This window comes from Colwellia sp. F1 (assembly GCF_056238625.1).
This window is the reverse complement of the sequence record NZ_JBWDLI010000002.1, coordinates 242,768-259,367: the sequence shown is the minus strand read 5'-3', so window position 1 is coordinate 259,367 and position 16,600 is coordinate 242,768. Positions and strand designations below refer to the sequence as shown.

At 39.9% G+C, this 16,600-nt stretch carries 10 protein-coding genes; 4 read left to right on the top strand and 6 right to left on the bottom strand.

Translation table 11 applies throughout. From position 1 onward, the window contains the following. Positions 1 to 8: 8 nt before the first annotated feature. From AC0UA9_RS02840 to AC0UA9_RS02815, 6 genes are all read right to left on the bottom strand, one after another. Positions 9 to 1,337 (bottom strand): glycoside-pentoside-hexuronide (GPH):cation symporter, encoded by a 1,329-nt coding sequence (locus AC0UA9_RS02840; protein WP_475656745.1) that lies wholly within the window; start codon positions 1,335 to 1,337, stop codon positions 9 to 11. A 16-nt stretch (positions 1,338 to 1,353) separates the two neighbouring features. Beyond that, the gene (locus tag AC0UA9_RS02835) at positions 1,354 to 2,889 is read right to left on the bottom strand and encodes an MFS transporter (protein WP_475656742.1); all 1,536 of its coding nucleotides are present in this window, start codon (positions 2,887 to 2,889) and stop codon (positions 1,354 to 1,356) included. Positions 2,890 to 3,012: 123 nt separating this feature from the next. After that, a complete protein-coding gene (locus AC0UA9_RS02830; protein WP_475656738.1) occupies positions 3,013 to 4,344 on the bottom strand; it encodes a GH1 family beta-glucosidase in 1,332 nt (443 codons plus the stop codon). Between the two features lie 423 nt (positions 4,345 to 4,767). After that, a complete protein-coding gene (locus AC0UA9_RS02825; protein WP_475656736.1) occupies positions 4,768 to 6,252 on the bottom strand; it encodes a tryptophan halogenase family protein in 1,485 nt (494 codons plus the stop codon). 40 nt (positions 6,253 to 6,292) lie between these two features. Next, positions 6,293 to 7,840 (bottom strand): tryptophan halogenase family protein, encoded by a 1,548-nt coding sequence (locus AC0UA9_RS02820; RefSeq protein WP_475656732.1) that lies wholly within the window; start codon positions 7,838 to 7,840, stop codon positions 6,293 to 6,295. A gap of 99 nt (positions 7,841 to 7,939) precedes the next feature. Beyond that, a complete protein-coding gene (locus tag AC0UA9_RS02815; protein WP_475656728.1) occupies positions 7,940 to 10,921 on the bottom strand; it encodes a TonB-dependent receptor in 2,982 nt (993 codons plus the stop codon). A gap of 434 nt (positions 10,922 to 11,355) precedes the next feature. Here AC0UA9_RS02815 and AC0UA9_RS02810 point away from each other — a divergent pair, with 434 nt between their 5' ends. The 4 genes from AC0UA9_RS02810 to AC0UA9_RS02795 are packed head-to-tail and all read left to right on the top strand — an operon-like array spanning position 11,356 to position 16,501. Beyond that, positions 11,356 to 12,744 carry an MFS transporter gene (locus AC0UA9_RS02810; protein WP_475656726.1) on the top strand — a complete coding sequence of 463 codons (1,389 nt, stop codon included), beginning with the start codon at positions 11,356 to 11,358 and terminating at the stop codon, positions 12,742 to 12,744. 11 nt (positions 12,745 to 12,755) lie between these two features. Further along, positions 12,756 to 15,143 carry a GH36-type glycosyl hydrolase domain-containing protein gene (locus AC0UA9_RS02805; RefSeq protein WP_475656723.1) on the top strand — a complete coding sequence of 796 codons (2,388 nt, stop codon included), beginning with the start codon at positions 12,756 to 12,758 and terminating at the stop codon, positions 15,141 to 15,143. Then, positions 15,136 to 15,720, top strand: coding sequence for a gluconokinase (locus AC0UA9_RS02800; RefSeq protein ID WP_475656720.1), 585 nt, complete (start codon positions 15,136 to 15,138; stop codon positions 15,718 to 15,720). The genes AC0UA9_RS02805 and AC0UA9_RS02800 overlap by 8 nt, the downstream gene beginning before the upstream one ends. Beyond that, a complete protein-coding gene (locus AC0UA9_RS02795) occupies positions 15,713 to 16,501 on the top strand; it encodes a sugar-binding protein (protein ID WP_475656715.1) in 789 nt (262 codons plus the stop codon). The genes AC0UA9_RS02800 and AC0UA9_RS02795 overlap by 8 nt, the downstream gene beginning before the upstream one ends. Positions 16,502 to 16,600 lie beyond the last annotated feature (99 nt).

Below are 16,600 nucleotides of genomic sequence, written 5' to 3'. Positions count from 1 at the left end.
TAATTATGTTAACTCGATACGGTTTTTAATTCTACTTGCAGTTTAGTTATTTTCTCTTCGGTAAGTGTATATTTTCGCATAACCCAAGCAACAGCAAATGAGCCAAGCGCAGGAAAAATAGTAAAGGATAATATAATACCTTGCTTGGTGTTTTCACTTTGCTCTGTCTCTGCTTGGTAGCCATAAAAAGTTAATAACCAGCCAGCTAAAGCACCACCGATAGCGATACCCAGCTTAATAAAAAAGATGACACCAGAGTACACTAAGCCAGTTACTCTGATGCCTGTTTTTTGATGACCATAGTCGATGGTGTCAGCCATTTTTGCCCAAAGCAATGGTGACGCCATATCAAGAAAAAACTTCCAAAAAATGAAGGCGACAAAGGCAATAATAATTTGATCTGCTTGAATAAAGAAGCTAGCAATACAAATTGAAGCGGCTAAAATTTGTAGCCATATATAGGCTTTTATTTTACAAACGCGTTTTGCCAGCGGTTGTGCAACGGCGCAACCGACCATGCTGGCAATGACGCCTAAGGTTAAAAAGGCAGTAATGAGGTCATCACGGCCAAGGAAATATTTAACGTAATACACAGCAAGTGTAAGGCGTAATACTTGGCCAGAGAGTAAATAAAAAGCAGCGATACATAAAATTCGCCATTGATCATTTTTCCATAATGCTTTTAGGCTCTCTTTCATAGATAACTGCTGACTTTCTGGCGGTTTCACACGTTCTTTTGTGCCTAAAAAGCATAATAAAAATAAGATGGCACCCAGTGAACTCATGGTAATCATAGTGAGTTGGTAACCTTTGGCAGCATCGCCTTTACCAAACCATTCAACCATTGGCATGGTTGCTGAAGCAACAATAACACCGCCTAGCATGCCAAAAACAAAGCGGTAGGATTGTACAGTTACACGTTCTTTTGCATCTTTAGTTAGTACGCCGCCTAAGCCACAGTAAGGAATATTAATCGCGGTGTAAGCAATCATTAGCAGTGTATAAGTGACAAAGGCGTAAATGACTTTATTGTTGTCGGTTAAATCAGGTGTGGTGAAAGCCAATATACTAAGTAAGGCAAAGGGCAGTGCCATCCATAATAAGTAAGGGCGAAATTGCCCCCATTTTGTTTGGGTTTTATCCGTTAGATTACCCATAATAGGGTCGGTAACTGCATCAATTAAGCGTACGGCTAAAAACATAGTACCTACTACCGCAGGAGATAAGCCAACCACGTCAGTATAAAATAGCAGTAAAAACATCATCACGGTTTGAAAAATAATATTACTGGCTGTATCACCGAGCCCATAGGCTATTTTTTCTTTGATGCTGATCATTGATAATTAAGTCTCATTAAAATACTGGTACTGCAGCTCTACGCTGCGCTAACTCACGGCCTATTTTTTGGTTGTCTTTACTTGACAATGGATAAAAAAGCATTAAGCACGCACCTGCAAAAGCAAAGGCTGCAGGGATCCAACTCATCAGTAATTGCATACCTGGTAAAGACGCTTCAATGGTAGATTTATCCATGCCATTGTAACCATAGCCAGCAAGCACCACTAAAACGAGTGCACCGGCAAAGCCCCCGCCAGTTTTTTGGACGAAAGTGCCGGCAGAGTATATGAGGCCAGTAGCACGGCGGCCGTTTTTCCATTCAGAATAGTCGGCAGAATCACCTAGCATGGTAAAGTATAGGGTTGGCATAATAGCGGCAAAAAATTCAGCAGCCCCCCCTAAAACAAAAATGGCGATAAGGTTACCTTTAGGTACCCAGTAAAAAGCAGCAGTAAGTAAGCCACTTAGCAGAAGTGAGCCTATAAATAATTTACGTTTTCCAATTTTATTTGCTATGTAACTTGTTGATAATGCACCTAAAATAGAAGCGATTAATAATATGACAAAATATTTTCCAGCTAATAGCTCACTACCCACATGGTACTTAAAGTAATAGGCGATAGTGCCATATTTAATGCCATTAAATAACATGGTGATAAAGCCCATTCCTAACAAGATTAACCACGGTTTATTGGTTAATAAGTCAACCATGTCGCGTTGGGTTCCGCTTAACTTTTCATCGGGGTTGGCGATGAGTTTTTTTATAACAAGCCACATGCCCCCCATAACAGCAACAAAAAACAACCCGCTATAAATTTCTCGAAAGTAGAAAAATAATGTCATGGCTAATAAGGGCAAAATAATAAAGGGTAAGTTCTTGGTTAAGTCGAGCAATTCAGCTTTTAAGTTACTGGATTTATCAATACTGGGGGTGACACGCTCTTTGGTTGTGGCAAAGGTCGTGATCATTAACAAAACTAAAATAACAGCAAACAAATACATGGTGTATTGATAGCCTGTGGCATCGTCACCGCCACCAAAATAGGCAACTAAATCAGGTAAAAAGCCCATAACAAGCAAGCCGCCGGCAAATGCACCGGCAAAACGGAAACCAGATAAGCTGGTACGTTCAGTGTCACTAGGGGTTATTACGCCCATTAATGCGGAATAAGGCACATTATTTAGGGTATAGGCAAGTGTTAAACCTATGTAGGTAATGTAGGCATAAATAAGTTTGCCAGTATAGCTTAAGTCGGGCGTGGTAAAGCTTAACACCATAAAAAGGGCTAAAAAAGGGGTTGACCATAATATCCATGGCCTAAACTTGCCCCAACGCGTGTTGGTTCTGTCGGCTATCATTCCCATAATAATGTCGGTTACGCCATCAGATAGACGTACCACTAAAAATAGCATGGCGGCCGCAGCTGCGGTTAAACCAAAGGTGTCAGTGTAAAATACCGCTAAATACGCGAGTGCGCCGCGCCACACTAAATTAGCGGCAGCATCGCCCATGGCGTAACCTACTTTTTCATAAAAAGGGAGCTTGGTCATCTGATTACCTATTGGTTATTATTGTTGGGGGTCAGTATTTTATTGTTTTTTGTATTTACACTAAGCTAGATATTACAATATAGCGATGAAATACCTAGCAATTAATGTCCATCTATTGATTGTTTACCTGTTACTTATTAATGCTTTATAACTTAAGCCACTGGCTTTAATGGTTCTTACTTGTGTGTCGTAATCAACATAAACAAGGCCAAAACGTTTCAAATAACCTTCAGCCCACTCAAAGTTATCCATTAAACTCCAAGCGAAATAACCATCAACCTTGACACCTAATTCAATCGCATCGTTAACAGCATTTAAATGGCTTTGATAATAATTAATTCTATCTTGATCATTGACAACACCATCAATAAGCTCATCAGCCATAGCAGCACCATTTTCAGTAATATAAATAGGCGGTAATTTATATTTTTGATTAAGCGACACTAAGAGCTCGGTAAAGGCTTTAGGGTAAATCTCCCAACCAATATCAGTGCGCGGCTTTGGTGGATCTATTTGAAAAAAATGTTCATTAGCATCGGCACGGTATATTGCTCGGGTATAAAAATTAACCCCTAAGAAGTCTATTGGGTGCGATATTATGGCCATATCACCTTCTTGAATGTCAGGGCGGTTTTCAACAGGGAGCTGCATTATAATGTCAGGGTATGCAGCATCAAACAACGGCTTAATATACCATTGGTTAAAATAGTCATCCGCAAAAGCGGTTGCTGCTATATCGTCAGCGGCGTCAGTTTCTGGGTAGCAAGGGGTAAAGTTAAGTACAATACCGTTTAATGAATTAGGGCTATTTTTATTTAATACCGCCATAGCTAAGCCGTGTGCTAGTAATAAATGATGGGCCGCTTTTCTACCAAACTCTTTACCTACAATACCTGGTGCATGAATACCAACTTCATAACCTAAAAAGGAGCTACAAAAAGGTTCATTTAAAGTAGCGTATGAATAAACCCTATCACCAAAGGCCGCTGAAATTAAATCGGCGTAATCTCTAAACTTATACGCAGTATCACGGTTTAACCACCCCCCGTTGTTTTCTAAATGCTGTGGTAAATCCCAATGATAAAGTGTGACATAGGCTTTAATATTTTTAGATTTTAATTTGTCTAAAATATTGACATAGTAGGCAACACCTTCTGGGTTTAATTCACCTGATTCAGTTATAACGCGTGGCCAAGAAATTGATAACCGATACGCATCAACTCCTAAAGAGTCAATTAGTTCAATATCTTGTTGCCATAAATTGTAGTGATCACAAGCTACTTTACCATTTGAACCATCAATAACCTTACCTGGGGTATTGCAAAAGGTATCCCATATGCAGGGTAGTCTTGACTCATAAGCACCTTCAATTTGGAATGAAGCTGTGGCTACACCATAAACAAAGTCTTTTGATAACATGGTTGAGTTGTGGGGTAGAGTGAGTTTGGCTGTCATTTTAAATTGTACCTACGTAATAAAATTTAGTCGGGTAACGTCTATTTACCCTGGATGTAAAGCGCTAACAAACACAGGAAAATTACGATAAATCATGTTTGAACAACAAATGAAAGCGCTTACATTTAAGGTTAGTGCTTTCTGTAACTAAGGTCAATAACTTTATTTATTATTCTCTTTAATTTGTGTTAACGGTTTAATATTGAGGTTGTCATTGTTTGTGATAGCGAAACGTAAACAATGCTAAGCCCTTTGCTTTGGCCTGGTGCGTTAACAACTAGGCAGTTATGTTTTAGGATTAATAGGGCATTTATTAACTAAAAATAATCTACTTTAACCTCAATCTTAAGTTGCTTATTGAGTCAATAAGCAACCACAACATCCCCTTATATTGATAAAGTTGCGTATAAAATAACTATAACGTTAGCTGTTTGATTTACAGTAATCTTGTAAAAACTGAGCATGTGTAGGTAACTTATCTACGGCATGCGATATTGATGTTCTTATGCTGGCCATAAAACTGTTTAATTCCTTGTCGTTCATTATCTCTGCTATTGTATGGTATTGCTTGGGGACTAATCCTTGACCAATCAGTACTTGAGTCCATGAGTCAACGCGGAAAATATCGCCGTCGTCTAAAAATACACGCCCCGTTTCTTTAAACAGATCAATTTTATGCTGTAAAGAAGCAGGGACTTCCATATTCTTACAGTGCAACCAAAAGTCACTGTCTTCCCGTTGTGTTGTTTTATAATGTAATACAATAAAGTCACGCACAGCATTTAATTCAGAATCAAGTTTACTGTTGTATTCATCAATAGCAGACGGGTGTATGCCTTCAAACGGGAATAAGCGTAATAATCGAATAACACCAGACATAATGAGATGAATACTGGTTGACTCTAAAGGTTCAACAAAGCCACTAGACAAGCCTAAAGCCACGCAGTTTTTATTCCATCCTTTACGACGTCTTCCTGTTTTAAATTTTATAACCCTTGGCTCTGTAATCATCTCTCCTGTTATATTCGCTTTGACCGTGTTGATTGCTTCTTCATCAGAGCAATACTTACTACAATACACTAAGCCATTGCCAACGCGACTTTGCAGTGGTATTTGCCATTGCCAGCCACTTTTATGGGCAATAGAGCGAGTATAGGGCAAAGCTGCGGATACTGTTTTGGTTTGTACTGCGACGGCACTGTCACAAGGTAACCAATGTGACCAGTCGTCAAAGCCAGTATGTAGTGCTTGCTCAATTAACAGGCCTCTAAAACCAGTACAGTCGATAAAAAAATCACCTTCAATAACCTTTCCAGACGCTAGCGTAAGTGAGCTGATATTGCCTGTTTTATGATCTTTGTGTACTTGTTTTATTTTACCTTCAAGGCGAACCACACCTAAATCTTCACTAAATTTACGTAAGTATTTGGCGTAAAGTGTTGCATCAAGGTGATAGGCATAATTGATAGGGCTGTTAGCTGATAAAGCAAACTTATTTTTTTTTGCCGCTTGTAGCTCATAACAGTACTCACTAAAGTCAGCATTGATCCCCTTACGTAGACCATGTAGCCAGAAGTGATGAAACTCACCAGCCCAACACTCTTTCCCTGTGACACCAAAAGAATGAATATACTCACTCTTTTGCTGTCCCCAGTTTTCAAACCCTATGCCGAGTTTAAACGTGGCATTGGTGGCTCGCATAATTTCTTGTTCGTCAATGCCGAGTAATTTGTGAAAGGTTCTTATTGGGGGAATAGTGGCTTCACCTACGCCTACGGTAGCAATTTCATCAGACTCTATTAGGGTTATATTTAAGTTTTTGCCGATTAGCTTTGAAAATGCGGCGGCTGCCATCCAGCCTGCGGTACCGCCACCTGCAATTACTACGTTTTTAATTTTATTGTTCATAATTGACTACCGTTCCTGATGTGTTTGTATATATCGATGATTAATTTATACCGGTTAATTGATTAAGTAACGCTCTATTTGTTGGTAAACCAGTAAGATATTTAGCTATTTTAGCTTGTACCTCAGCAATAGCTTTTTCAGCAGTTGGTTTATCTTCAAATTGCCGAGGGTTAGGGCGTTGTTTAGTGTGAAAGCCCATACCATAAAGTACGTATTGATAACTGGCCGAAGGAAATACTTCTTCATTTTGAATTAAGTCATAACGACTAGGTGGTTGGTGTTGCCAAAGTTCAATGAATGTTTGTAATTGTTTACTAATGCTTTCTGGTTTTTGGTTGTCTTGCCAGTAGGGCGAATCTGTGCGTTTACTTAGGATGTAATGCAACTTCAAAAAGTCGATAGTACGTTGCCACCGATAGGTAAATCGGTCGTTAAATCGCTCGGCTATAATGTCCATATGACTACGCGTGACAGGTAATTCATCACTGATCATCATGGCAGATAACTCCACTAAGGCTAGTGCTGATGCCTCAAGCGGCTCGAGAAAACCCGCAGACATTCCAACGGCAACACAGTTTTTATGCCAAAACTTTTCTCTATGACCCGGTGCAAAAGTAATTTTTCTTGGGGTCAGTAAGTTTGCTTGTTCCTCACCAATTGAGTTGGCGATATATTGCTTTAATGCTTTTTCAGCGTCTACATCATTTGTGTGCTGGCTTGAGTAGGTATAACCAACCCCCCGTCGTTTTTGTAAGCCAATATCCCAAATCCAGCCGGCGGCTTGTGCAGTTGATAAGGTTGTGGAGTTTATTGGTGTGTCGTGGCTAGGGTAAGGAACTTGAACCGCTAGCGCTGAATCATTAAAGAGAATATGTTTTTTGCAGATAAAAGGGATCTTGAAGTGCTTACCGAGCAGTAAAGAAGCACTACCCGTACAGTCAACAAATAAGTCACCGGTTATTATGCCGTTTTCTTTGGTATTAATGGCGCTAATGTCGCCATTGTCTGCTGAAATAATGCCATCCATGTGGTCGACTATGTGTTGTACCTTTAGTTTTTCAATGCAGTGTTTTTGCAATAACGCGGCAAATTTTTTTGCGTCTAGGTGGTAACCATAGTTTGTAACAGCAGCGTAATCGGGGGTTGCCTGTTGTTTCGGCGCTAAGCCTGCTTCACATACGTGGCTTTGAATGTTAACGGTATCAGCAAACGATTGCTGTGCATGATTTCTTTGCCATTCGGCATGGAGATCTACCTGCGCGTAGCCATGAGGCGTCATGAAAGGGTGGTAAAAAAAATCATCCTGTGCGCCTGTGGTCCAACCTATAAACTTGGTTCCTTGTTTAAAAGCAGCTTGGCATGCTTGTATAAATGTTTTTTCGTCTATCCCTATTTTTTCTAGAGTATTTCGCATTGATGGCCAAGTACCCTCACCAACACCAATGCTGTTAACTTCAGGAGATTCAATCAAAATAACTTCGACAGTACTTGATGCGTTGGTGCAATGTTCGGCTGCAATACTCCCTGCCGTGATCCAGCCAGCAGAGCCACCACCGACAATAACAACTTTTTTAATCGGTTTATCCATATTCCCCCCTATGGAGCATAAGCGTTATTTTAAAAACAAATGCCGTGCTAGTGCACGGCATTTATAAGTCCACTTACTATTTAAATTAACTCAATTTAATTAGAAAGTATAACGCGCACCGAAAGCGTAACGAGCTTCTTGCTCGGCTAAGTTCCATAGCTGTACAGCTGTACGACCATGAATGCGGGTATCTTCACCTGTAATGTTAATGCCTTCTATAAAGACCGACAGTTGTTCATTAACTTGATAGGCAACATTAAAATCAATTTGTGCGTACGATTCTGTATAAGCAGGTTCATTGATATATCTCGCTTGTGAGTTTAAGAAATCATCACGCCAGTTATAAGCTAAACGAGCTTGAAAATCGTCCTTCTCATACATTAAAATTAAATTTGCCGTATCACTTAAACCAACAAGCGCAAATTGTGTAACCGATGGGTCGGCATTGTTATCAAAACCAACATCACCAGAAACCGTGGTATAGTTCGCCTGTATCCCAAAACCTGTGTCGCCAAAGAAGTGTTGTGCAGCGAGTTCAAAACCGTTGATTTTAGCTTCTTTATTATTAACAAACTTGGTCACGGTAAAGTCCATTAATGGGTCATCGCCGTTTGGTAAGACATCATAATCAACCTCAAATTGCTCAGCAGGGATTGAGAAATAATCAACATTATTTTCAGTGGCTGCAACCATGGCAAATAAGTTAGTGTCTGTTATTTCTTCACCTAACGCTTCTAGTGCTAACATGGCAGCTTGAGCCCGAGGACCAGCAGTTGCATCACGTAAGCCATAAACATTTTCTACCACAGGCTCACGCCCAGCAAAGTTATTAACACGTTTTTCATAGTAGCCTATAGAAACATAACTTGTATCAGCAAAATACCATTCGGCTGAAAAATCAATATTGTCTGACTCTAACGGCACCAAGCCTGGGTTACCATTTGAAGCTGTGCCTAGTTGAACACCCGCCATGGTCGTTGGTCCAGAAGGGCCACTAACACCCGCTGCGGCGGCACTTAATTGGTCATAGGTAGGGCGAGCAATGGTTTTACTGTAAGAAAAACGTGTTACTACACTATCAACAACTTCGATATCAAAATCAAAGCTTGGTAATAGATGGTTATAATCAGCTTTCGCAGAGAAGTCTTGCATGCCATCACCGAAACGTACGTTAAAGTCATTATTACCTTCCCATGCGACAGCATTAGGTAAGGCGACATTAGCAGAAGAGGTGATATCTGTGTTTTCAAAACGAAGACCGGCAGAAATATTATAGGGGCGGCCACCTAATTCTCCTGAAAGGTCAAGTTGAACAAAGGCAGCGGTAATATCTTCTTTTATCGTGCGGTCAGTCGCTGCAGCGCCGTTAGCAACAAAGTCAAAACCATATTCAGTTGCAGCCCATGCACCAATTTGTGCAGCACTACCGGTAAAACCTTGATTAAAAGCATCTGTTTTATCAAAATCATTAATTTCGCTGGTGAAGTCAATCGGAGTTAAGTAGTTATCAGGTAACTCTCCTGGGTTTTCAATCCCCCAGTTACCCATAGTATGACGTGTTAAACTTTGTACAGAATGGCTTTCCATTGAGCGTGATTCTACCCCAAACTCGATACTTCCTTCATCAAATTGATAATCACCCACTATACGAAATTCATCAATCTCACTTTTTTGAGATGAGTAGTTCATATCAAGTATTGAAGTACCTACGTCATCTTGGTCGAGCACACCATTACAGTTTAAGCCTCTTCTAGCATCACAGTCATCAAATACAACCCCCATAGTGGGGTAATCTTTACTATAGTCGACACTTTGACCAGCAACGATGTTTGCGCCTAAACCGGCGTTAACCCAAGCACCATAAGCGGCATCAGGCGAGCTTTCTGCTGTTGAGCTGTGACCGTCAAAAGTGAGGGTGAAATAATCATTAACTTCGTATTGAATGTTTAAACCAATGGAGTCATTCTCATTGACTTGGTTCAGCTCTTGTAAAGCTAAACCTAAATCGCGTGGTGGCTGATCACCCCGATCTTCATTGTAATCAACTGGGGTAGTAACAGTTTCATCGTCAAAGCCTAAGTTTGACTTATAAGTGTCCATCCAAATAGATTGTTCGGCACGAGATTGAAACGTGTCTTGCTTTGAATAAGTGTAATCTAGTGTCGCTGTTAACGCTTCAACCGGTCTAAATTGTAATGTTAATTGGGCATTAGTACGATCGCGCTCTTGATCAGAAATAAAATAACGTAAATCTGAAGGCATTGAATAAATTTGACCAAGTTCAGGCTCGTTTCCTAGTTGAATATCACTTGCCGCTTGTGGAATAGTCCCGTCGTAAAGGCTAGTTCGCCATTCATTAACAAAGGCGCCCGAGGTTGAACTATGACGTTGTTGTGTGTTGACAGTTAACGAGGCACCAAACATTTCATCTTCATCAGTCCAGCTAAGTAAAGCGGATAACTCAGGTGTCACATCATTACCGACCCGGTTGCTTGTATCCATGATGGCTTTAGCGCCAACACTGGCATGCATGCCTGGGTTGTCTAATGGCTTGCCGGTGACGATATCGATTACTGCCCCAATACCACCCGTCGCCACGTTTGCTCTACCTGTTTTATAAACAGAAACTGACTTTACTGCATCAGAAGCCAGATTTGAAAACTCAAAAGCACGTGAGTTTGATACCCCACCCCCACCTGGGAGGCTTGACGCAGGCATGGTACGGCCATTTAAGGTCACCATGTTATAGTCAGGGCCAAAGCCACGAACGGTTACTTTGCTACCTTCACCGTTATCTCGGTCAATTGACACGCCCGTAATACGCTGTAACGATTCTGCTAAGTTAGTGTCTGGAAATTTACCGATATCTTCTGCAGAAATAGCATCAACAACACCACTTGCATCACGTTTAAGACGTGTAGATTCTTTGATACTTGAGCGCATGCCCGTAACGGTAATCACTTCAACACTTTCTTCAGCTAGCGATGTTGTTTCTGCTGAGATTGCCGGTAGTGCTGTTGCACCGAGTATTAACGACAGGCTTGTCGCTACTTTTGTTTTAATAAAGCTTTGCTTGTTCATGAATTTCTCCCACAGTTTACATATTTATAATTATTTATTGTGCTCAGCGCTTTCACTTAGTAATTAAGTTCGTGTGTAAGGGAAGATTAAACCCAAATGAAAGCGCTTACATTTAAATTAGATTATAAAATAGCAAAGGTCAATATTTATTTACTTATTTTTTGTGCGGATAATTTTTAATCATATTAATCCTAAGTGGAGTTGCTACGTTTTGTTTATTTTAAGTTATTAAAAATCAATTGATTGTGTTTTATCTGCTTTGTTTTGTTCAAGTTTTTATTGTGTTTATATACAATATGAATTAACTTGTAAGCGCTTACATTTTTATTGGTTAGCATCAAACATAACGGTGATATGAAACTTATTAGCTCAATAATAGGCATGTTATGTGAGGCAAAAAAAAGACAACTTATGCTTTAAAAGAGGATATAAACGTGAAGAGTAAACTGCCTTTGAAAGAAAAAATCGCTTATGCCTGTGGTGATGTGGCATCTAATTTTTACTGGCGCGTTTTTGATGTATTTCTTTTTATTTTCTATACCGATGTTTTTGGTATTTCAGCGGCAGCGGTTGGTACCTTAATGTTAGTCACTCGGTTAATTGATGCTTTTTCTGACCCATTAATGGGCGCGTTAGCTGATAGGACTAAAACGCGCTTTGGTAAGTTCCGCCCGTATTTGCTTTGGGGTATTATTCCAATCGTTGCTGGGGGGGTACTCACCTTTACAGTACCTGATGTCAGCGATAATAATAAGTTAATATGGGCTTATGGCACCTATATTTTTATGATGTTGGCGTATACATTCATTAATGTTCCTTATGGCGCTTTATTGGGTGTTATGACTCATAATACACAGCAACGAACTACATTAACGAGTTTTAGATTTATTGGTGCATTTTCTGGTGGTAGCTTAGTTGCTTATCTTACCCCTGAGTTAGTTCAATATTTAGGCCAAGGCAATGAAGCGTTAGGTTGGCAGCTGACGATGGGTTTGTATGGTTGTGTCGCCGCGCTGTTATTTTTTATTACTTTTTATGGTACCCAAGAGCGTATTGCTCCACCCCCAGAGCAGAAAACACCTGTCTGGCAAGATATTAAGGACTTAGGGCAAAATAAACCCTGGTTAGTGTTGTTTGTACTCGCGCTTATTATCATGATTACTATTTCGCTTCGTGCTAGTTCAGGTACATTTTATTTTAAATACTATGTTCAACGACCTGATCTCATTGGCAGTTTTGCTATGGTCTATATGCTGGCCTTAGCGGTAGGTGCAGCCTCTACACCGCTATTAACCCGCTTCTTTGATAAACGAAAATTACTGATTATTTTAATGAGTTTGGTCGCCTTGCTGTCTACTGCTTTTTATTTTGTACCCAGTAAAAGTATTACTTTGATGTTTGCGCTACAAATAATGATTGGCTTGGCGCTAGGGCCTAAATCACCCCTTGTTTTTTCTATGTATGCTGACACAGCCGATTTTTCTCAATGGAAAACAGGGAGAAGAGCAACAGCAATGATATTTTCAGCCGCGGCCTTTGCGCAAAAACTGGGTGGGGCAATGGCGGGCGCTACTATTGGTTGGCTATTAGCCTCACTTGGCTATGTTGCAAATCAAGTACAAACAGGTGTGTCGGAGCAAGGGATTGTGCTATTGCTAACTATTATTCCTGCAGTGTTCGCCGCCTTATCTGTTCCTTTGATAATGCTTTATTCATTGGATGATCAAACGCTAGATAAGGTACAAAAAGCGTTAGAACAAAGAAGTAAAGAGTCAGTCAATAGCGCTGATAATCGTTTACATAATGGTTTTAAAAAGCAATAAGGTCATATTCAATGCGTAATGTATGCAGTAGTCATAAGAAAAAAAGTGCAATAGTTAAACTTAATTCCCCTACCCGTATGCCTAAAGCTAATGGCTTTTTATGGAATAAACATATGGTGGTGCAAGTGAATTGTCGGGGGTATGTTAATGCTCAGTTTATGCAACCCGAGCCTAGAAAATATTCTTATGCCCCAAATTTAGAAGAAAAGACCTTTATTCAACCAGAGCATAGCTATTTTCCTCATCACCCAGGACGTTTTTTTTATATTAAAGATGAAGATCAGCAAGAGTGCTTTTCAGTGCCTTACGAGCCTATGCGAACAAAGCTAGACAAATTTAGCTTTGTGCAAGGCTTGAGTGAAATATATTGGTTAATTGAGCACCTTGAATTAAAGATAAAAATAACCTTGAGCTTAACCGCAAACGATGTGGTTGAGCGCTGGTCATTAGCCGTAGAGAACTTAAGGCAAGGCGAAGGTAAGCGAAATATTAGCATATACCCTTATTTTACAATTGGTTATATGTCTTGGATGAATCAATCAGCTAATTATGATGAAAAACTTAATGCGATTGTGGCGACAGCGGTAAGCCCTTATCAAAAAGTTGAACAGTATTTTAAAAATAAAGCATTAAAAGAGAAAACTTTTTTTATTGCCGATAAAAAACCAGTATCGTGGCAGGCAAACCAAGCGATCTTTGAAGGTGAAGGTGGTTTACATTTTCCTGATGCATTAACACAGCCAACGTTAGCGAGCTGCGATGCTCGATACGAAACGCCTGTTGCTGTTTATCAATACCAAGAGTCGTTGGCTGAAAATGCGTGTGTTGATTATCAATTTTTATTTGGCCCCGCGAAAGATGAAGCTGAAATAGCACAAATACGTGATCGTTATTTAGGTAAAAATAAAACTGAGAAAGCACAGCAAGCCTATGATGATTACATTGCTCAAGGAGAGGCTTGTTTAACCCTTGAATCTGGCAGGGTTGATTTTGACAACTTTGTGAATCATTGGTTGCCGAGACAAATGTTTTATCATGGTGATGTTAACCGCTTAAGTACTGACCCACAAACACGTAATTATATCCAAGATAATATGGGTATGTGCTACATAAAGCCTGATGTTGCCCGCGACGCTTTTACTTTAGCCTTGTCTCAACAAAAAAGTAATGGTGCGATGCCAGACGGAATTTTATTAAATGCCCAAGCCGAGCTTAAATACATTAATCAAATACCGCATGCAGACCACTGTGTCTGGTTGCCTATCTGCTTGGCTGTTTATTTAAGTGAAACAGGGGATGTCGCTTTATTATCAACAAAAATTCCGTTTGCTGATTCAGATGCAGTAAAGTCTTTTAGCGAACATATAGAGCTTGCCCTTTCGTGGTTAATTGATGCCACTGATCATCGCGGGTTGAGCTTTATCGAACAAGGGGACTGGTGCGACCCTATGAATATGGTGGGTTATAAAGGGAAGGGCGTTTCTAGTTGGCTCTCTCTAGCGACTGCTTACGCGCTTAATACCTGGTGTGATTTATGTGCAGAATATAACATAAACGTTTGTGAACAAAAGCTTAATGAATATCGCCTTAAAGCCACCACCATTAATGAAGCGGTTAACAAATATTTTTGGCATAACCAGTGGTTTGCCCGTGGTATTACCGATGACAATCGTGTTTTTGGTACGGTGCATGATAAAGAGGGAAAAATCTATTTAAATCCCCAAAGCTGGGCAATGTTAAGTGGCGCTGCGTCAAAAGATCAGCAAGAAAAAATCATCAAAGCAGTGACAGAGCAATTAATGACACCTTTTGGCGTGATGATGTTAGCACCGAGTTATACCCGTATGGTTGAAGATATTGGCAGGATCACCCAAAAACACCCCGGCGTTTCAGAAAATGGCTCTGTTTATAATCACGCGGCTATTTTTTACGCGTATAGCTTATATCAAGTAGGTGAAAATGATCTCGCCTTTGACGTACTTACTAAAATTTTACCGTCAAAAGCATTAGCCGCCCAAAGTGGTCAGCTAGCAGTATTTGTCCCAAATTACTATCGTGGAGCTTATCATCAATACCCTAGTAGGGCAGGGCGTTCAAGCCAGCTGTTTAATACCGGCACGCTAGCTTGGTTATATCGTTGCATTGTGGAAGAATTATGCGGATTAAAAGGCGGAAATGGTGTGTTACATGTTGCCCCCAAACTGCCAAGTTGTTTAGATAAAATAGCAGGACAGCGTTTATATCGTGGCGCTAATATTCATTTTACAATTGAGAAATCGGCTAATATTACAGCAATTCAAACCTATATGGACGGCGACTTTATTGAAGATAATAAGCTAAAAGCTCTAGCTAATAATCAAACTTATCAATTAAGTGTGCTGGTGCCAAATAATGATTAACATACTCAGTAGAAATCAAAAGCCGCAAAAAATGTCACAGCCGACACTTTTTATTGTAATGGGTGTTAGCGGCTCAGGCAAAACCGTAATAAGCCAACGTTTGGTTGAGCAGTTAAATGCACAAGGTGATTATGCGTTTCTTGACGCGGATGATTTTCACTCGCCTGAGGCGGTGCAACGCATGGCAGCGAACATCCCACTTGATGATGCCATGAGGAAACCTTGGGTTGAAGCCATTGCCAGAAAACTCACTGAATTACATGCACAGAATAAAAATGTAGTGTTAGCATTTTCAGGGCTGAAATACCAGCACCGAAAACGCTTTAGAAGCCTCGGTTTTCATTGTCATTTTTATTACCTTAGTACCGATATCAATACCATTAGAACGCGTATGATCAATCGTGAAAATCATTTTTTTAGGGCCGAATTATTAGCCAGTCAATTTTCAGCCATGGAAGCGATACGACATGACGAACAAGATATTATCAAACTTGATGTTAGTGGCACATTAGATGAAGCATACCAGCAGGTTTATACGCTTGCTCAGCAAGCAATACAAAGGAAAAAACATGAATAATAAATTGAACTACCTAGTTATCACGGCCACCTTCTTCTTACACTTTTCGTTTAGCCACTTAGTCTTTGCTGAGCAGGCAATTGAAAGCATTAATTTCCTTAAAGCGCCTAAGGCTCAGGGGGAAATTATCATTGATGGTATGAATGATGAAAGCAGTTGGGAACTCGCCGATTGGCAACCTTTAGATAAATTAATCTTGGGGGAACAACCAAGCTCTGAAGATTTTAGTGGTCAATATAAAATTATGTGGCATGAAAATCAGCTGCTTTTGTTGGTTGAAATAACGGACGATATTTTATTTGATCAACATGCCGACCCGCTCTATCTCTATTGGGATGACGATTGTTTAGAGGTTTTTATCGATGAAGATGCATCAGGGGGTGAGCATCAATTTAGCTTTAATGCATTTGCTTATCATATTGCGTTAGACAATCAAGTGGTTGATATTGGGCCAAACAATGCAGGCGGTGCAACGAACTTTGTTTTACTTAATGAGCATATCAATAGTGTGTGGAAAAGGAGCGCCGATAAGCCAAATAGCATTATTTGGGAAATTGCCATTAATGTATACGATGACAGTTTTACGCTTGAAGGAGAACATAAGCCGGTTAAATTATCAGCAGGTAAAGTGATGGGTTTTATGTTGGCTTATTGCGATAATGATGGCTCTAAAGAGCGAGAAAGCTTTATTGGATCTATAGACATAGAGCCAATAAATGGCAGTAAAAACTTAGGCTATATAACGGCTGATGTTTTTCAAAAGTTAATACTTTTGCCCTAGTTAAAAAATAACAGTGCACAAATAACATAGGGAGTAGTAATAGTGGTCAATAGAGCAAGGTATTGAAATATAATAGTAAGGCGCCAACAAACCAAGGTT